General features: G+C 54.7%; 16 protein-coding genes. 3 read left to right on the plus strand and 13 right to left on the minus strand.

The window, feature by feature from the left end; genetic code table 11:
* Nucleotides 1–24: 24 nt before the first annotated feature.
* Together meaB and scpA are read right to left on the minus strand one after the other, a co-directional pair.
* Entirely contained in the window at nt 25–1,044 is a 1,020-nt protein-coding gene (gene meaB / locus IWX87_RS09155) for a methylmalonyl Co-A mutase-associated GTPase MeaB (protein ID WP_370583847.1), read from the minus strand.
* Entirely contained in the window at nt 1,044–3,200 is a 2,157-nt protein-coding gene (gene scpA, locus IWX87_RS09160; protein ID WP_196863217.1) for a methylmalonyl-CoA mutase, read from the minus strand. The genes meaB and scpA overlap by 1 nt, the downstream gene beginning before the upstream one ends.
* A gap of 152 nt (nt 3,201–3,352) precedes the next feature.
* Between scpA and IWX87_RS09165 the strand changes: the two genes are divergently transcribed.
* Complete coding sequence (locus IWX87_RS09165) at nt 3,353–3,988, plus strand: GntR family transcriptional regulator (protein WP_196863218.1); 636 nt, start codon at nt 3,353–3,355, stop codon at nt 3,986–3,988.
* A 3-nt stretch (nt 3,989–3,991) separates the two neighbouring features.
* Here the strand turns inward: IWX87_RS09165 and IWX87_RS09170 are convergent, their stop codons facing one another.
* From IWX87_RS09170 to IWX87_RS19880, 5 genes are all read right to left on the minus strand, one after another.
* Nucleotides 3,992–5,587, minus strand: coding sequence for a SpoVR family protein (locus IWX87_RS09170; protein WP_231374698.1), 1,596 nt, complete (start codon nt 5,585–5,587; stop codon nt 3,992–3,994).
* A complete protein-coding gene (locus tag IWX87_RS09175) occupies nt 5,584–6,855 on the minus strand; it encodes a YeaH/YhbH family protein (RefSeq protein ID WP_196863219.1) in 1,272 nt (423 codons plus the stop codon). Before IWX87_RS09175 ends, IWX87_RS09170 begins: the two co-directional genes overlap by 4 nt.
* Before the next feature lie 57 nt (nt 6,856–6,912).
* On the minus strand, nt 6,913–8,835 hold the full coding sequence (locus IWX87_RS09180; RefSeq protein WP_196863220.1) for a PrkA family serine protein kinase: 1,923 nt from the start codon (nt 8,833–8,835) through the stop codon (nt 6,913–6,915).
* Nucleotides 8,836–9,048: 213 nt separating this feature from the next.
* Complete coding sequence (gene dusA, locus IWX87_RS09185; protein ID WP_196863221.1) at nt 9,049–10,062, minus strand: tRNA dihydrouridine(20/20a) synthase DusA; 1,014 nt, start codon at nt 10,060–10,062, stop codon at nt 9,049–9,051.
* 137 nt (nt 10,063–10,199) lie between these two features.
* Entirely contained in the window at nt 10,200–10,331 is a 132-nt protein-coding gene (locus tag IWX87_RS19880) for a hypothetical protein (protein WP_255532164.1), read from the minus strand.
* Between the two features lie 115 nt (nt 10,332–10,446).
* Here IWX87_RS19880 and IWX87_RS09190 point away from each other — a divergent pair, with 115 nt between their 5' ends.
* Nucleotides 10,447–12,045 (plus strand): M14 family zinc carboxypeptidase, encoded by a 1,599-nt coding sequence (locus IWX87_RS09190; protein WP_370583839.1) that lies wholly within the window; start codon nt 10,447–10,449, stop codon nt 12,043–12,045.
* Between the two features lie 177 nt (nt 12,046–12,222).
* The gene (locus tag IWX87_RS09195; RefSeq protein ID WP_231374699.1) at nt 12,223–12,600 is read left to right on the plus strand and encodes an RNA-binding protein; all 378 of its coding nucleotides are present in this window, start codon (nt 12,223–12,225) and stop codon (nt 12,598–12,600) included.
* A gap of 133 nt (nt 12,601–12,733) precedes the next feature.
* On the opposite strand, the gene dnaB is transcribed toward IWX87_RS09195, so the two are convergent.
* The 6 genes from dnaB to IWX87_RS09225 form a co-directional block, all read right to left on the minus strand.
* Nucleotides 12,734–14,143: a replicative DNA helicase gene (gene dnaB, locus IWX87_RS09200; protein ID WP_196863222.1), complete on the minus strand. Its 1,410-nt coding sequence runs from the start codon at nt 14,141–14,143 to the stop codon at nt 12,734–12,736.
* A 198-nt stretch (nt 14,144–14,341) separates the two neighbouring features.
* The gene (gene rplI / locus IWX87_RS09205) at nt 14,342–14,794 is read right to left on the minus strand and encodes a 50S ribosomal protein L9 (RefSeq protein ID WP_196863223.1); all 453 of its coding nucleotides are present in this window, start codon (nt 14,792–14,794) and stop codon (nt 14,342–14,344) included.
* 12 nt (nt 14,795–14,806) lie between these two features.
* Nucleotides 14,807–15,091: a 30S ribosomal protein S18 gene (gene rpsR / locus IWX87_RS09210; protein WP_011801778.1), complete on the minus strand. Its 285-nt coding sequence runs from the start codon at nt 15,089–15,091 to the stop codon at nt 14,807–14,809.
* A 10-nt stretch (nt 15,092–15,101) separates the two neighbouring features.
* On the minus strand, nt 15,102–15,419 hold the full coding sequence (gene priB / locus IWX87_RS09215; RefSeq protein WP_196863224.1) for a primosomal replication protein N: 318 nt from the start codon (nt 15,417–15,419) through the stop codon (nt 15,102–15,104).
* Between the two features lie 46 nt (nt 15,420–15,465).
* Nucleotides 15,466–15,831 (minus strand): 30S ribosomal protein S6, encoded by a 366-nt coding sequence (gene rpsF, locus IWX87_RS09220; protein ID WP_196863225.1) that lies wholly within the window; start codon nt 15,829–15,831, stop codon nt 15,466–15,468.
* A 79-nt stretch (nt 15,832–15,910) separates the two neighbouring features.
* Entirely contained in the window at nt 15,911–18,091 is a 2,181-nt protein-coding gene (locus tag IWX87_RS09225; protein ID WP_196863226.1) for a sodium:solute symporter family protein, read from the minus strand.
* Nucleotides 18,092–18,093: the final 2 nt, after the last annotated feature.

The raw sequence follows: 18,093 nt of genomic DNA on the forward strand, positions 1-18,093 counted from the left end.
CTATGCTACTTATTTAATAGCTGGTTATGCCCGCTGCATGTGCGCAAAGAGCAGATTTCGTGCTGCAGTCGAGGCAGGAAGCTGGCCATTGTCCACTTGTTCCAGCAGGGACGGCAACAGGGCGCTGACCGCCGGGTCCTGGCGAAATGCCAGTTTCAGGCCGGCATCGATGCGTTCCCACATCCAGCTCAGCGCCTGATGCTGGCGCCGGCTGGCCAGCTTGCCGTTTGCCGTCTGCAAACCTCTGAACTCCATCACCGCCGCCCAGAATGCATCGACGCCCTTGTTGTGCAGAGCGCTGAGCTGCAGAACTTGCGCATGCCACTGCTTGTCAAAGTCAGCCGCCTGCGCAGCGCCCATGGCGTTGTTGACCAGGCCAAACAGGCGCATGGCCGACTTGATCTGGGCCTCAGCGCGCATTGCGGCGATAGCGTCAATGTCGGCCTTGTTGATGATGACCAGATCGGCCAGTTCCATCACGCCCTTCTTGATCGCCTGCAAATCATCGCCCGCGTTGGGCAGTTGCATGACCACGAACATGTCGGTCATGTTGGCCACGGCCGTTTCGGACTGGCCGACGCCGACGGTTTCGACAATCACCACGTCGTAGCCGGCCGCTTCGCAAACCAGCATGGCTTCGCGGGTTTTCTCTGCCACACCGCCCAGGGTGCAACTCGAAGGACTGGGCCGGATATAGGCTGATTCGTGAACCGAGAGCATTTCCATGCGCGTCTTGTCGCCCAGAATGGAGCCGCCCGACACGCTCGATGAGGGGTCAATGGTCAGCACCGCCACCCGGTGGCCCTGCTTGATCAGGTACAGGCCCAGCACTTCAATGAAGGTGGATTTTCCGACACCCGGCACGCCGCTGATGCCAAGGCGAAACGCCTTGCCGGTGTGCGGCAGCAGCGTGGTGAGCAACTCGTCGCCCTGCGTGCGGTGGTCGGCGCGGGTCGATTCGAGCAGGGTGATGGATTTGGCAATGGCGCGGCGCTGTTGAACCGCGTTGCCGTGCAGCACGCCTTCCAGCAATTCGCCCTCGATCACTTGATAGCAGCCCGGATCTGCTCCAGCACGTCCTTGGCGCTGGCCGGAATCGGCGTGCCGGGGCCGTAGATGCCCTTCACGCCGGCGTCGTACAGCATGTCATAGTCCTGTCGGGGAATCACGCCACCGACGAACACGATGATGTCGTCCGCGCCCTGCTTTTTCAATTCGGCAATGATGGCCGGCACCAGCGTCTTGTGGCCGGCGGCCAGCGTTGAAACGCCCACCGCATGCACGTCGTTTTCAATCGCCTGGCGGGCGCATTCCTCTGGCGTCTGGAACAGTGGGCCCATGTCCACGTCAAAGCCCAGGTCGGCAAATGCGGTGGCAACGACCTTGGCGCCCCGGTCATGGCCGTCCTGGCCGAGCTTGGAAATCATCACGCGCGGGCGGCGGCCTTCGGCTTCGGCAAAGTTGTTGATTTCGCTCTTGAGCGTTTCCCAGCCTTCGGCCGAGTCGTAGGCGGCGGCATACACGCCGCTGACCTTTTGCGTGTCGGCGCGGTGGCGGCCGTACACTTTTTCAAGCGCGTCGCTGACCTCGCCCACCGTGGCGCGCAGCCGCATCGCCTGGATGCTCAGGTCGAGCAAGTTGCCAGAATTGTTCTCTGCTGCAAAAGTAATAGCATCTAATGCATGCTGTACCTGCGCAGAGTCGCGTTTTGATCTAATTTCTTTCAGCCGTTCGATCTGCCCGTCACGCACCGCCACGTTGTCGATGTCGCGAGCGTCAATCGCGTCTTCGGTCTTGAGCCTGTACTTGTTGACACCGACGATCACGTCCTTGCCGCTGTCGATGCGCGCCTGTTTTTCTGCCGCCGCCGCTTCGATCTTGAGCTTCGCCCAGCCGCTGTCCACAGCCTTGACCATGCCGCCCATGGCTTCGACTTCTTCGATGATTGTCCAGGCGGCGTCGGCCATGTCCTGCGTCAGCTTTTCCATCATGTAGCTGCCCGCCCACGGGTCAATCACGCTGGTGATGTGGGTTTCCTCCTGGATGATGAGCTGGGTGTTGCGGGCAATGCGCGAACTGAACTCTGTGGGCAGCGCAATTGCCTCGTCAAAAGAGTTGGTGTGCAGGCTTTGCGTGCCGCCGAATACAGCCGCCATGGCTTCGATGGTGGTGCGCACGACGTTGTTGTACGGGTCCTGCTCGGTCAGGCTCCAGCCGCTGGTCTGGCAGTGGGTGCGCAGCATCAGGCTCTTGGGGTTCTTCGCATCGAAACCCTTCATGATGCGGCACCACAGCAGGCGGGCGGCGCGCATCTTGGCGACTTCAAGGTAGAAATTCATGCCGATGGCCCAGAAAAAGCTCAGGCGTCCGGCAAATCCGTCAACGTCCAGGCCCTTGCCCAGGGCAGTCTTTACATACTCCTTGCCGTCGGCCAGGGTAAATGCCAGCTCCAGCGCCTGATTCGCGCCGGCTTCCTGCATGTGGTAGCCGCTGATCGAGATCGAGTTGAACTTGGGCATGTTCTGCGCCGTGTACTCGATGATGTCGCCAATGATGCGCATGCTGGGCGCAGGCGGATAGATGTAGGTGTTGCGCACCATGAACTCTTTGAGCACATCGTTCTGGATCGTGCCGCTGAGCTGGTCTTGGCGCACGCCCTGCTCTTCTGCCGCGACCACATAGCCGGCCAGCACCGGCAGCACGGCGCCATTCATGGTCATGGAGACGCTGACCTTGTCAAGCGGGATCTCGTTGAACAGGATTTTCATGTCCTCCACGCTGTCAATCGCCACACCGGCCTTGCCGACGTCGCCGGTGACGCGCGGATGGTCGGAGTCATAGCCCCGGTGCGTGGCCAGGTCAAACGCCACCGACACGCCCTGCCCGCCAGCGGCCAGCGCCTTGCGGTAAAACGCGTTGGATTCTTCAGCCGTTGAAAAGCCTGCGTACTGGCGGATGGTCCACGGACGCACCGAATACATCGTGGCCTGCGGGCCTCGAATAAAGGGCTCGAACCCAGGCAGCGTGTTGGTGTAGGGCAGGTCCTTGATGTCCTCGGCGGTGTACAGCGGCTTGACGCTGATGCCATCAGGCGTTTGCCAGTTCAGGGCATTAACGTCACCGCCCGGTGCGGATTTGGCGGCTGATTTGGCCCAGGCTTCCAGGGTGACTTCATTGAAAGAATCAGGCGTTGAACTCATGGCGGGTCGGCATTCTTGGTTGAGCCTGCGAAGCTCCCATGTTTCAACAGGAAAGCCCCAAGGCAAGCAGATAACAATGGCGGAATTTTACATTATTTATAATTATTGATTCAAAATACTTCAACGAACTTTGCCTTAGACTACGGATCCTTATGGCCGAAACCTCTCTTTCTCCCCGAGCGCTTTACGTAGAAGTTGCCGAGCTTTTGCGTCAGCGCATTTTTGAACGAGAACTCGCCCCCGGTAGCTGGATTGACGAACTCAAGCTTGCCGAAGAATACGGCATCAGCCGCACGCCCTTGCGCGAAGCTTTGAAAGTGCTGGCCACCGAAGGTCTGGTGACCATGAAGGTGCGACGCGGAGCCTATGTCACCGAAGTTTCGGACAGCGACCTTGTCGATGTCTACCACCTGCTGGCCTTGCTGGAAAGCGACGCCGCCGAAGTGGTGGCGACCAAGGCCACCGATGTGCAGATCAGGGAACTTCAAGTTTTGCACAACGAACTGGAAAAAGCAGTCAAAAACCGGGAACGGTTTTTTGAAATCAATGAAACTTTTCACATGCGGCTTCTGGAAATTGCCAATAACCGCTGGCGCGACCAGATGGTGGCCGACCTGCGCAAGGTAATGAAACTGAACCGGCACAATTCACTCTTGAAAAGCGGCCGTATCGAGGAATCGCTGCTCGAACATCGCGCCATCATGGCGGCGCTGGTGGCGCGTGATGCTGCTGAAACCGCGCAACGCATGCGCGCGCATTTCAAAAGCGGGTTGAACGCCGCAGCCTGAAATTCAGCCCGTGCTGCCGTTGCGCGGGGGCAGCGGCGTCACTTCCCATTGCTTGATGGTCTTGCCCTTTGCATCAACACTTTCCAGCCGCACCATGAAGCCCCACAAGCGCCCGACATGCTTGAGGACTTCTTTGACTTCTTCATTCAGCGGCCGGCTGTTGTGCTGGGTATGCCGCAGGGTCAGCGAACGGTCACCACGCACATCCACATTCCAGACCTGGATGTTGGGTTCTTGATGGCTTAAGTCGTACTGACGGGCCAGCGCCTCGCGCACATGCCGGTAGCCGCTGTCATCATGAATGGCCGACACTTTGAGTGCCAGTTCCTTGGAGTCATCAAGGATGGAGAACAGGCGAAACTCGCGGATCAGGCGTGGCGAAAGGTACTGCCCGACAAAACTCTCATCCCGAAAATTACGCATGGCATGGTCAAGTGCCTCGTGCCAGTCTGTACCTGCCATGTCAGGGAACCAATGGCGGTCCTCGTCGGTCGGGTGCTCGCAGATGCGGCGAATGTCGGTGAACATGGCAAAGCCCAGCGCGTAAGGATTGATTCCTTGAAAGCCGGGATGCGTCAGCGGTGGCTGGAAAATGACGTTGGTGTGCGAGCGGAGGCTCTCGATCATGAATCCGTCGCTCAGCAGGCCCTCGTCATACATTGCGTTGAGCAGCGTGTAATGCCAAAAAGTTGCCCAACCTTCGTTCATGACTTGGGTTTGCCGCTGCGGATAAAAATATTGGGCAATTTTTCGCACAATACGAACGATTTCTCGCTGCCAGGGCTCCAGCAGAGGCGCATTTTTCTCAATGAAATACAGCAGGTTTTCCTGGGGATCGGCGGGAAAGCGCGAAGTGGCTTTTTCAACCTGCTTTTCAGCCGCCCTGGGCAAGGTGCGCCACAAGTCATTGACCTGCTGCTGCAGGTAGTATTCGCGTTCATTGCGCCGCGACTCTTCCTCTGCCAGCGAGAGTTTTTGTGACCGCTGGTAGCGGTCCACGCCGTAGCTCATCAGGGCATGGCAGCTGTCGAGCAGTTCTTCGACATCGTCAAGCCCGTGCTTTTCCTCGCACTCGGCGATATAAGCCTTGGCATACACCAGGTAATCGATGATGGAAGTCGCATCGGTCCACATTCTGAAAAGGTAGTTGCCCTTGAAAAAGGAATTGTGCCCATAGCAGGCATGGGCCATGACCAGGGCCTGCATCGGCAGCGTGTTTTCCTCCATCAGGTAGGCAATGCAGGGGTTGGAATTGATGACGACCTCATAGGCCAGTCCCATGTGCCCGCGGCGGTAGCTTTTCTCGCTGGCGATGTATTGCTTGCCAAACGACCAGTGCCGGTAGTTCACAGGCATGCCCACAGACGCATAGGTGTCGATCATCTGGTTGGCAGTGATCACCTCCAGTTGCACAGGGTAAGTGTCCAGCCTGAAGCGCCTGGCCATGCGCTCGATTTCGCCATGGTAGGTTTCGATCAGCTCAAACGTCCAGTCCGACGGACTTGGCAGTATGTCATGCCGCTCTGCTAGGCGCTGGAATGGCGCTGCAGGTTCGCCATGAACTTTCGCAGCACCGGTAGAAGGCGGGGTTGCGCTCATGCAGCACTTCCTTTCTTGAACAGTTCTCGAAACACCGGGTAGATGCCAGAGGCATCGGTGACTTTTTGCATGGCGAAATGCGGCTGGCTTTTGCACACCAGGGCGTATTCTTCCCACAGGGTCTGGCTTTCCTCCGCCACTTGCAGATAGGCAAAGTAACGCGAAACCGGCAACAGCTTTTCCACAAGCAGTGCGCGGCATTTGGATGAATCCTGAAGCCAGTTGTCGCCGTCAGATGCCTGGGCACCGTAAATACTCCATTCACTGGGGGAATAGCGTTGCTGGATGATCTGGTGCATCAGCGTCAAGGCGCTGGACGCCACCGTGCCCCCGCTTTCGGTCGAGTGAAAGAATTCATCCTCAGACACCTCTGCTGCCTGTGTGTGGTGGCGGATGAACACAACGTCCGTCTTGTCGTAATGGCGCCTCAAGAACAGATACAGCAAGATGAAAAACCGCTTGGCCATGTCCTTTCGCGTTTCATTCATTGAGCCAGACACATCCATCAAACAGAACATGACAGCGCGCGACGCCGGTAGCGGGGTGCTGACACGGTTGCGATACCGCAGGTCAAACGGGTCCAGAAATGGAATTTGCTGAAGACGAAGCTTCAATGTGTCAATTTCACCTTTCAACGCGAGTATTTCGCCGGCGGGAGAACGTGAGTCCAGCAACAGCACTTCCAACGCCAGTTCCAGCCGATCCAACTGGCGCCGCACATCGCCACCCATGGCAATCCGGCGGCTCAGTGCCTTGCGCATAGAGCGCACCACATGCAGGTTGGTCGGCGTGCCTTCTGAAACAAAGCCGGCCCGGTGGGATTTCCATTCAGGCACATCGGGCAACAACTGGGTACGCAGCAGCCGCGGCAGGGCCAGGTCGTCAAAAAAGTACTGCATGAACTCTTCGCGGGTGATACGGAATTCAAAATCGTCCTGGCTGCTTCCATCCTGGCCTGCACCTGAACCGTTTCCCGCACCGCCCCCACCCGGTGGACGTCCGATCTGGTCGCCACGCACATACTCCCGATTCCCGGGATATACACGCTCCTGACTTCCCCCTGCACCATGCCCAAACACAGGCTCGGAGACATCGCGCCGCGGCAGGGTAATGTTTTCGCCTTGCTCGATGTCATGAATGCTGCGGCCCGACACCGCCTGCCGCACCGCTTCGCGGATCTGACTTCTGTAGCGACGCAGGAAACGTTCCCGGTTGCCTATGGATTTGTTCTTGCCCGACAAGCGTCTGTCGATAACCTGCTGGAGCATGGATTTCTCCGGTTGTGAATGGACAGCCAATCAGTCTGCAGCGAAACGCGCAGGTTGTCAGGAACTCTTGCGAACCCGGAGATACCACTCGCAAAGCAGGCGAACCTGGCGGGCGCTGTAGCCCTTGTCCATCATCCGGTTCAGGAAGTTTTCATGCTTTTGCTTTTCCTCAGCGCTTGCCTTGGCGTTGAATGAGATCACGGGCAACAAGTCCTCCGTGTTGGAAAACATCTTCTTCTCGATCACCGCGCGCAGTTTTTCATAACTGGTCCAGTTCGGATTCTTGCCGGCATTGCTGGCGCGGCTTCGCAGCACGAAATTGACAATTTCGTTGCGGAAATCTTTCGGATTGCTAATGCCTGCGGGCTTTTCGATTTTTTCGAGTTCCGCATTGAGCGATGCCCTGTCAAAAATCTCGCCGGTGTCGGAGTCTCTGAACTCCTGATCCTGAATCCAGAAATCCGCATAGGTCACATAGCGGTCAAAAATATTTTGCCCATATTCCGAATACGACTCCAGGTAAGCCGTCTGGATTTCCTTGCCGATAAATTCGGCATAACGTACCGCCAAGTATTCCTTGATGAATGCCAGGTAGCGCTGCTCGACCTCAGGCGTAAATTGCTCGCGCTCGATCTGCTGCTCCAGAACGTACATGAGATGGACCGGATTGGCGGCGATTTCACTGGAATCAAAATTGAACACTTTGGACAGAATCTTGAAGGCAAAGCGTGTCGATATACCCGTCATTCCTTCGTCAACGCCGGCATAGTCGCGGTACTCCTGATAACTCTTGGCCTTTGGATCAGTGTCTTTCAGGTTCTCTCCGTCATACACCAGCAGCTTGCTGAAAATGCTGGAATTTTCAGGGTCCTTCAGACGCGTCAGCACGGCAAATTGCGCCATCATCTTCAGCGTTCCTGGCGCGCAAATGGCGCCTGACAACGATGAATTGCGGATCAGCTTTTCATAAATGCGGATTTCCTCCGAGGCACGCAGGCAATATGGCACCTTGACGATGTAAATGCGATCCAGAAAAGCTTCGTTGTTCTTGTTGTTCCGGAAGGCTTTCCATTCGCTTTCGTTCGAATGGGCCATCACGATGCCGTCAAATGGAATTGCCCCGAAACCCTCGGTTCCCTTGAAGTTGGCCTCCTGGGTCGCCGTGAGCAAGGGATGGAGAACCTTGATGGGCGCCTTGAACATCTCGACAAACTCCAGTAGTCCTTGGTTGGCCAGGCACAAGCCGCCTGAATAGCTGTAGGCGTCCGGGTCATCCTGGGCGAACAATTCCAGCTTGCGGATGTCGATCTTGCCCACCAGTGTCGAGATGTCCTGATTGTTCTCATCGCCCGGTTCGGTCTTGGCGATGGCACACTGCTTGAGGATCGAAGGGAAACGCTTGACAACGCGAAATTTACGTATGTCGCCGCCATACTCCTCAAGGCGCTTGACCGCCCATGGCGACATGACACGCTGCAAATAACGCGGCGCGATGCCGTACTGGCTTTCAAGCAGGGGAATGTCCTCGGCGTTGTTGAACAGGCCTAATGGCGACTCGTTGACCGGTGAATTTTTCAGCGCGTACAAGGGCACTTGTTCCATCAGTTGTTTGAGCCGTTCGGCAATTGAGGACTTTCCACCGCCCACCGGACCCAGCAGGTAAAGAATCTGCTTCTTTTCTTCCAGCCCTTGTGCCGCATGGCGGAAATATGACACCACCTGCTCGATCGGATCTTCCAAGCCGTAAAAATCACGGAAGGCCGGATAGATCTTGATGACCTTGTTGCCAAAAATACGCGAAAGACGCTGATCGCGGTGCGTGTCGAACACCTCGGGCTCCCCAATGGCAGAAAGCATTCGCTCGGCCGCTGTGGCATAAACCAGCGGATTGCTTTTGCAAAGATCGAGGTATTCCTCAAGGGATAGCTCTTCTTCCCGTGTTTGCTCGTAGCGCGTTAGAAAATTACGGACGACATCCATAGAACCTCCCTTGCATGCTGAACTTGATGACGCAGTGACTAGAACCGGAGACCTGAACAACCTGACTCTACAATTTTCCCCATCTGAAATTTGTATTCAAGGTTATTAACAAGCAGATTAATTTTTTCAAAGAAGTTTGCGCGTCATCAATTAGCTCATGCATGAGCCCGTCAAAGTCTTTAAAGTAATCGCTCGTGTGACTACCTTTGAGAGTCAGGCAGCCGTCAGCGCGTCATGGTGGGCCAAGGCCATAACATCGTGTGGCTCAAGCGCTTTGAGTTTATGGTCGCTCCACACCTGACGCCAACGGCGTGAGCCCGGCAAACCATGGCGTAAACCCAGCATGTGGCGGGCAATGGCACTGAAGGCAGTCCCATTTGCAGTGGCTTCACGCAGCATGTAGTCGCACATCAATGCTTCTACCTCCTCACGGGTTTTGATCCGACCGCCGGAACCAAAAAAATCTTCATCCCATGATGTCAGCCACCAGGGATTGTGATAGGCCTCACGGCCAATCATCACGCCGTCAACTTCAAGCAATTGCGCACTCACCTCTTCACGGGTGTTAACACCGCCATTGATGCAAATCGTGAGATTTGGAAACTCTTTTTTCAGGCGGTGAACCATTTCGTAGCGCAGCGGTGGCACTTCGCGATTTTCCTTGGGGCTCAAGCCTTTCAACCAGGCATTACGGGCATGAACAATGAATGTGTTGCAGCCTGCTTTGCTGACAGTGCCGACAAAATCGCGCACGAACCCATAGGATTCGTCTCTGTCGATTCCAATTCGGTGTTTCACGGTGACAGGAACATCCACAACATCGACCATAGCCTTGACGCAATCAGCAACCAGAGTCGGATCACCCATCAGGGAAGCGCCGAACGCGCCCCGCTGCACCCGTTCGCTTGGACAGCCGCAATTGAGATTGATTTCGCGGTAACCCCACGCTTCACCCAGTCTGGCGCAATGCGCCAAGTCTTTCGGCTCGCTGCCACCGAGTTGCAACGCAACCGGATGCTCCTCGGCATCAAAGCGCAAATGTCTGCCCGCATCGCCATGAATCAGCGCACCAGTCGTCACCATTTCGGTATAGAGCAGCGCGTGTCGTGAGAGCAAACGATGAAAATAGCGGCAATGCCGATCAGTCCAATCCATCATGGGCGCAACGCTCATTCGCCAAGGAGAAGTGACATGAATCGAAGGATCGATAGAAACAGGAATTGACATTGCTCCATTTTCCCTGAAAGCTGCAAAGACCATCACTAAAGGCTTCCCCGTTTTTATCAATCTTTCTGCCACAGAGCATGCAAACCGTGTTGTAAAAGCGCTGCAAGTTAACATCGTTGCTTTGAAAATTCTGCGAATCACGCCTGACCCATGGTCAAAACCGCCGTCACAAGGATGATCACCATGCATTTCTCTTTCTCACCTGCTGTCAGTCGCGGCGCATCTCCCTGCCATCTCCCTGCAAGTTTGATCATGACCGCTTCGCTCATTTTTCTGACTGCCTGCACCTCCGTACAGTTGCCGCCGTGGGTCCCCGGAACACCGCGCCCGTCTGCTCCTGCAAACACAGGGCCCGTAACGATTTTGGTGGAACCAGGGGTTGTCGTGCAAACGACTCCAGTGACTCTACCTTCGGTCATTCCGTCTTTGCCCATCGAAGCGCCACCCCCTTATGGGCCGGCAGTGGCTGCCCGATTCACATCACCCACCATCGTCTATAGCACCCCGGGGCTTCAAACAGGTCATACAAATTTCACGACGCAGGCTGAAATCCACAACTGGCTGAACGATCAGGCAACCGCCTTGTCCCGGTCGGTCGGGGTCAAGGCAGCGCTATTGCCAATGGGATCTTCGCAGCAAGGTCAACCGTTGGAAGCGCTGGTTTTGACCAGGGGAACAGGCACTGACCCTGCCAGTCTTTTGGCCACAGGGCGCCCTACGGTGCTGTTGATCGGCCAGCAGCATGGCGATGAACCCGCAGGCAGCGAAGCCCTGCTGGTCATCGCCCGGGAACTCGCGCAAGGCCTGCTGCAACCGCTGCTTGAACGCATCAATGTTGTGATTGTTCCGCGTATCAACCTTGATGGCGCGACCCGGGGTGAAGCCTTGGGTGCCGGCGGCCAGGACATGGCGCGTGATCATTTGCTGCTCAGCACACCGGAAACCCAAGCGCTGGCCCGGCTGAGCCGCGATTACCAAGCAACTGTTGTCGTGGATGTCGGGGAGTATCAGGTGTCGGACATTTACCAGCAAAAGTTTGGTGCAGTTCAGAAGTCAGATGTTCTCCTGCAATACTCCAGCACGGCCAATTTGCCAGAGTTTTTAACAAAGGCGGATGAAGAATGGTTTCGGCGCCCATTGCTTGCAGCGCTTAAAGGTCAAGGCTTGAGCACCGATTGGTACTACAGCACTTCAGCGGACACGGCAGACCGGACAGTGTCCATGGGTGGCCCTGAACCTGTCACGATCCGCAATGTGGAAGGTTTGAAAAATGCAATCAGCGTAGCAATCTACTCGCGCGGAGCAGGCCTGGGACGACTGCATCTCCAACGGCGGGTGCATACCCATGTCACCGCCATCACTAGCATCCTGGGCAGCACAGCGCAGAGAGCCAAAGACCTGAGCCAGTTGCGTCCTTACCTCGACAAGGAAGTCGCTGGCATGGCCTGCAAAGGCCAGGCGGCAATCGAGGTCGCGAACACGCCAGCACAGTACGATCTGCAAATGCTTGATCCCATCACCGGCGTCGACAAGAGCGTAACGGTAGACTGGGAATCAGCACTGGCGCTGAGAACCCTCAAGTCGAGGGTTCGGCCATGCGGTTACTGGATTGCAGGATCTTCCAAAGTGGCCGTTGAACGTTTGCGACTGCATGGGGTGAAGGTACTTGAAGTGCTTGAACCCAGTGCCATGCTGGGCGACATTTACCGCGAAACAAAGCGCGCAGGAATTGACAAGCAAGAAGGCGCAATAACGAATGGCCGGCCCGCACCGAAAATCGAGGTTTTGCTGGTAAGGGGAGTAATCGATGCACCTGTGGGAAGCTATTACATCCCCTTAAATCAGCCTTTAGCCAACCTGGCCATCGCAGCGTTGGAACCCGACACACAAAGCAGCTTCTTTACAAATCGGCTGGTGAATAATCTCGCAGGCATTGCACGTGTCATGTCCGAACCCTCGTTAAAGTCCGAGGAGTTGCCTTGACGTCACGGCGGTTTGAAGTTCTTTCAGCACGTTTTATATCGGTAGATGCTATGGATGCAGGGAATTTTCTCTCCGTGACCTTGTAAACTGACCTACAGAAAAAATTTTTAGAGTGTGGCGTAATGGCAACTCAACCAAGGAGAAAGTGCTGTGCAACCATTTTTTATAACTTCCAAAATGACGACAATCCAAGGGGTTTTTTACCCTACGGGATACGCATTTGTCGTGTTTCCAGACGCTGAAAACGCTCAACAGGCAGCCCAGAAAATCGAGCAGGCTGGATTCAACGAACAAGACGTCATGTTTCTTACTCCTTCGGTAATATTGCGGGAAATCGGCAGGATCGACGGCGAATCCTCTGTCGAACTGCCCTCTGTCGGAACCGAAGGTGCAACCGTCAATAAATACATTAACCTGGCGCGTGAGGGGCATCATGCCTTGATGGTCAAGGCACCCTCAGATGACGATGCGAAACGACTGATGACAGTGGTGAGGGAATTCCCTTTTTCATATGCCCAAAAATACCACATGCTGGCCATGGAAGACCTTGAATAAGCTTCCAATGGCGGCTTTGAGCGTTATTCAAATTAATAATAAACATTGCTCTACACCTTGAAAAGCCTTTATTTTTAGCTATTAAATATATAGCAAACTCTGCTTATCCAGTATGCGCCAAGATCGATTTTTATCAAAAATCACCCGAACTGTGGGCCAAGCTTTCAAATTTCGTGATCCGGTTGATAAAGGCCAGTTTGACGGTTCCTGTGGGTCCGTTACGTTGCTTGCTGATGATGACCTCAGCCACACCCGGTTCCTTGCAAGCCTCTTTTGTGTAGTACTCATCGCGATAAATGAACATGATGATGTCGGCATCTTGCTCGATGGCTCCGGATTCACGCAGGTCGCTCATCATCGGTCGTTTGTCGGTACGCGACTCAACCCCACGGCTTAACTGCGACAGCGCGATCACAGGGCATTGAAGCTCTTTGGCCAGCATTTTCAGACCGCGTGAAATTTCTCCCACGGCAGTTGCCCGGTTTTCATCCGCCATGCCGCTTGATACGCTCATCAGTTGAAGATAATCGACGACGATCAAACCGAGTTTGCCGCACTGGCGCGCCAAGCGTCTTGCATTGGCACGCAGTTCACTGACCGTTAAGCCTGCAGTCTCGTCAATATGGAGCGAAATAGTTCTCAGCTTTTCTATGGCTTCCGTCAGTCGCGGCCATTCCTCATCGGTCAAGGCGCCGGTACGCAAATGCGTCTGATCTATGCGGCCAATCGAGCCGACGATACGCACTGCCAATTGAGAGGCCCCCATTTCCATGGAGAAAACAGCAACCGGCAGTCCTTCATGCAATGCGACATGCTCGGCGATATTGATGGCGAGTGCAGTTTTTCCCATGGAGGGACGTGCAGCCAGAATGATCAGGTCACCCGCCTGGAATCCCGATGTCATACGGTCCAGGTCAACAAAACCGGTGGGCACGCCGGTGACATCGTTGGGATTCTCAGACATCTCGGTGACGCGGTCCAGCAGGTCCACCACCAGCGTATCCATACTCTGAAAGCCCTGCTGTGACCGGCCGCCTTGCTCGCCAATGTTCAGGATTTTTTGCTCGGCCTCATCAAGAATTACCGTGACGGACTTGCCTTGCGGATTGAAGGCATTGGTCGCGATCTCGTCCGATGCGGCCACCAGTTTGCGCAAGATAGAACGTTCCCGCACAATTTCGGCATAACGCCTGATGTTGCTGGCACTGGGAACATACTGGGCCAGTGCGTTGAGGTAGCTCAGTCCGCCTATTTCGTCATTTTTGCCCAGACTCTGCAGACGTTCGAAGACAGTGATGATGTCAGCCGGCTTGGACGCATTGATGAGCCAACCAATGGCACCATAAATAAGCTGGTGTTCATGACGGTAAAAATCCTGATCTGCAAGAAGATCGCCAACACGGTCCCATGCGCTGTTGTCGAGCAACAGACCGCCCAAAACACTGGATTCGCCTTCAATAGAGTGCGGTGGAATTCTGAGTTGGGCAATCTGGCGGTCAGCGCTGTAAGCTGAATCAGAAAAAGGAGAAAGTACGGCAGACATGGGATTCCTTGGGAAGGCTGAATGTTAAGCCTTAAGCCTTGAAACGCACGAGACGAACGTTTGTGAATTTGGAAAATCAGGTGAAAATGTGGTCGAAAGCCGTTTGCACTCTCGTTTCACAGCCTATCGATTACCTGTTTACTCCAAGAAAAAAGCCGCTCCGAAGAGCGGCTTTTTAAAAGGGATCAGACAACCTGATTAGGCAGTTTCGCCGTAAACCGTCACGGTGATGTCGACCACCACGTCAGTGTGCAAGGCGACGTTGACCAAGTGGTCGCCGACTGTCTTTATCGCGCCATTTGGCAAGCGAATCTGCGATTTGGAAACCACAAACCCTTGCTTAGTCACCTCTTGGGCGATGTCAGCATTGGTAACAGAGCCGAACAAGCGGCCGTCAACACCTGCTTTTTGCGTCAGCTTGACGGTGGTACCACCGAGCTTTTCACCTTGAGCCTGCATTTCAGCCAGTTTGGCTGCAGCAGCTTTTTCAAGCTCGGCACGCTTGACTTCGAATTCCTTGATAGCCGCTGCGGTAGCGCGGCGGGCGCGGCCGAAAGGGATCAGGAAATTGCGTGCATAGCCGTCTTTAACTTTGACGACGTCACCCAGATTTCCAAGGTTCACGACTTTGTCGAGCAGAATAATTTGCATGGTCGTATCTCCTTACAGGCTGCGGTGCTGATCGCTGTAAGGCAGCATCGCCAAGAAGCGAGCGCGCTTGACAGCGGTGTTGATCTGGCGCTGAAAAATAGCGCGAGTGCCGGTCAGGCGTGCGGGAATAATTTTTCCATTTTCAGAAACGAAATCGCGCAGAGTGTCGATATCTTTGTAATCGATTTCTTCAACGCCTGCAGCTGTGAAGCGGCAAAAGCGCTTGCGCTTGAACAACAGCGATTGAGTATTGCGCTTGGGGCGCTTGTCTTTGTTAAAACGTTTTGGTCCGGCCATGATGGACTCCTTAAATAGGGTTCAGTACTTGCTCTGCCTGAGGGATCGGGTGAAGAGCTTGAATATGAAAAACAACGCCTTTACTGGTACGCGCATTGATCAGAAATCCGGTAAACCTGAAGGACTTGGCTAGAGGAAGCTTGACGGCTTGCTCAGCCAGCGTTCCAAAAGCAACGGCCCTTATTGTCAACTTGACTTTCCTGTTTACTCCTGCCTCAAGAACTTCAGACTCATGTTCAAGAATGAAATTAATGGCGGAAATTCCAGAGGGCGTGTATCGCAGAGGACTTAGCTCGGCGATACATGCATTCAAATCAACCTGGTTCACTACGATTAATGTTCCACGTCACCTAGGCGTTCAACGGCATGAGCGGTTAACCCGCAAATTCCTGCTGTTGGGTTTTACGGGCTTCTTCCCTCTCGACATTACGCATCATGAGGGAAGGTCCGGTTTCGGCCTTCTTCTTCACCACGGTCAGGTGGCGCAACACGGCGTCGTTGAATTTGAACGCATGTTCAATTTCTTCCATCACGGCCTGGCTGGCTTCGATGTTGATGCAGAGGTAATGGGCTTTGGCCAATTTCTGGATCAGGTACACCAACTGGCGGCGACCCCAATCTTCAACGCGGTGCACAGTGCCGCCGCCGGCGGTAATCATGCCCTTGTAACGCTCCAGCATGGCTGGGACTTGCTCACTTTGATCCGGATGGATCAGCAAGACGATCTCGTAATGACGCATAACTCTCCTTTTGGTTAATTTAAGCTGCCCCAGCGTCGAACCTGAATGGTTTTTGGGTGCAGCAAGGCGAAGCCCATGATTATAGCCCGTCGGGTATTTGCTTTTTTGATGTCTTGTCTTCTCGGTCTACTGATTCAGCAAAAGACCGTTGATGAACTTTCAAATCTGGGTACCGAATGTAGTCAACAAATGCCTGGATATCCTGAGTGGGTGGTTTTGTAATAAGGCTGACCAGAATGATCACGGCAAAACCAACCGGCACGCCAAAAAGTCCGGCCGAAATAGGGTCGATTCCCCACCAGAGCTGAACCGGAGAAACGATTCCAAAGGTATCGCGTAACCATGGTTGATTGATCACCATGTAATAGGTTGTGACGCCCAGACCCGCCATCATTCCCATCGTGGCTGCTGGACCAGTTGCGCGTTTCCAGAAAATGCCAATGCTCAGTGCCGGAAAAAAAGAAGCGGCAGCAAACGAAAAAGCTGCAGACACCAGAAAAAGAATGTCGGCAGGCTTTTGGGCTGCCACATAGGCAGCGAGCAGGGCCATCACAAGCAGGAGTATTTTTGACAAGGTAACACGGCTGACAGTCGAGGCATTCGGATCAATCATCTTGTAATAAAGGTCATGGCCCAAGGCGTTGGCAATGACGAGCAGCAGTCCATCCGCGGTAGACAACGCAGCGGCCAGTCCGCCTGCGGCAACCAGGGCTGAAATAACATAGGGCAATCCCGCCAGCTCGGGCGTGAGCAACACCACGATGTCGCCGCCGATTGTCATTTCATTAAGCTGCAAGAGATTGTCCATGTTCACATCGACCACGGACAGCAACGCCGGATCGACCTTGTTCCACTCATGAACCCATGCTGGCAACTGGTCAAAAGGGGTGCCAACCAGCACAGTAAAAATTTCGTACTTCACCAGTACAGCCAGTGCAGGTGCAGTGCAGTACAAAAGAAAAACGAAGAACAGGGACCAGGTTACCGATTGCCGCGCTTCCCGAACACTGGGGACCGTGTAGTAACGCATCAGAATGTGCGGCAAGGCCGATGTTCCGACCATCAGGCAAAAAACCAGGGCCAGGAAATTGCGTCTTGACAGGTCATATATCGCTTGTTCTTGCGGCGTTCCCTCAGGATTGCCCAGGAACTGCGCTGCGTGGGCAGGCATGCCGTTCAGAGGCTGGCTTTTGATTTCGTTTGCGGCCTTAGAAACAGACCATTCACGAAGCGCCGTTTCCTCATCTTTTGGCAGGGCTGCCAAGGCCTTGCCCGCCGCAGAAATTTCAGCTACCGATGCATTACCGGCCTTGAGCGCAGCTACCTTTTGGGTGGCGGCGAGTTTGTCGGCAGCCATGGCCCGCGCAGGGTTCTTCATTTTTTCATCCAGCGCTTTTGCACGTTGGCTGAATATGGCGCGAACCTCCAGTTCCTTGGGGTCAAACGTCAACTCTTTTTCCTTGGCAGTCACTTTCTCAAGTTGGTAGCCATAAATCGCCTGGGGAACCGGAATACCCGTCTGTTTGACCGACAGCCAGACCACCGGAATCAGGTAGGCAATCAGTAAAATTATGTATTGCGCCACCTGCGTCCACGTCACCGCGCGCATTCCCCCCAAAAATGAGCAGACCAGTAAGCCGCCAACCCCCAAAAAGATGCCCAGTTCAAAAGCGATGCCGGTCAAATAGGAGGTGATCAGACCCACACCGTAGATCTGTGCAACCAGATAAGTGAACGAGCAAAGTATGGCAGCAGCCAGTCCTATAAACCTTGGCAGATGGCCACCATAACGCTCACCGAGAAAATCCGGAATCGTGAACTGCCCAAACTTTCTCAGGTAGGGAGCCAGTACCAATGCCACCAGGCAATAGCCGCCCGTCCATCCCATGAGGAACGCCAGCCCGCTGTAACCCGTCAGGTAAAGGGTACCCGCCAGCCCCAGGAAGGAAGCCGCCGACATCCAGTCGGCGCCTATCGCCATACCGTTGTAGATGGCCGGAACGCGCCGGCCGGCCACGTAATATTCGTTGGCATCGGTGGTTCGGGTCAATATGCCGATGCCTGCATATGTGGCAATGGTTGACAACAAGAACGTCAGGCCAATCCAAACGTGCGGCATGCCCAGCTGTTCAAGTCCCCCCAGCAGTAATACGTAAATGACCACGCCGAGGGTGAACCATAAATAAATACGGTCCAGCTGGGATTTAAAGCTCTTTTTCGAACGCGAAGATGCTTCACGATGACCTGACAACCCAGCCATGT

The organism is Polaromonas sp. CG_9.7 (assembly GCF_015752205.1).
Lineage (GTDB): Bacteria > Pseudomonadota > Gammaproteobacteria > Burkholderiales > Burkholderiaceae_C > Polaromonas.

Excerpts from the sequence above, each read along its gene's own strand:
- scpA (WP_196863217.1), bottom strand. The coding sequence starts at position 3,200 with ATGAGTTCAACGCCTGATTCTTTCAATGAAGTCACCCTGGAAGCCTGG.
- IWX87_RS09165 (WP_196863218.1), top strand. The coding sequence starts at position 3,353 with ATGGCCGAAACCTCTCTTTCTCCCCGAGCGCTTTACGTAGAAGTTGCC.
- IWX87_RS09170 (WP_231374698.1), bottom strand. The coding sequence starts at position 5,587 with ATGAGCGCAACCCCGCCTTCTACCGGTGCTGCGAAAGTTCATGGCGAA.
- IWX87_RS09175 (WP_196863219.1), bottom strand. The coding sequence starts at position 6,855 with ATGCTCCAGCAGGTTATCGACAGACGCTTGTCGGGCAAGAACAAATCC.
- IWX87_RS09180 (WP_196863220.1), bottom strand. The coding sequence starts at position 8,835 with ATGGATGTCGTCCGTAATTTTCTAACGCGCTACGAGCAAACACGGGAA.
- dusA (WP_196863221.1), bottom strand. The coding sequence starts at position 10,062 with ATGTCAATTCCTGTTTCTATCGATCCTTCGATTCATGTCACTTCTCCT.
- IWX87_RS19880 (WP_255532164.1), bottom strand. The coding sequence starts at position 10,331 with ATGAGCGAAGCGGTCATGATCAAACTTGCAGGGAGATGGCAGGGAGAT.
- IWX87_RS09195 (WP_231374699.1), top strand. The coding sequence starts at position 12,223 with ATGACGACAATCCAAGGGGTTTTTTACCCTACGGGATACGCATTTGTC.
- dnaB (WP_196863222.1), bottom strand. The coding sequence starts at position 14,143 with ATGTCTGCCGTACTTTCTCCTTTTTCTGATTCAGCTTACAGCGCTGAC.
- rplI (WP_196863223.1), bottom strand. The coding sequence starts at position 14,794 with ATGCAAATTATTCTGCTCGACAAAGTCGTGAACCTTGGAAATCTGGGT.
- rpsR (WP_011801778.1), bottom strand. The coding sequence starts at position 15,091 with ATGGCCGGACCAAAACGTTTTAACAAAGACAAGCGCCCCAAGCGCAAT.
- rpsF (WP_196863225.1), bottom strand. The coding sequence starts at position 15,831 with ATGCGTCATTACGAGATCGTCTTGCTGATCCATCCGGATCAAAGTGAG.
- IWX87_RS09225 (WP_196863226.1), bottom strand. The coding sequence starts at position 18,091 with ATGGCTGGGTTGTCAGGTCATCGTGAAGCATCTTCGCGTTCGAAAAAG.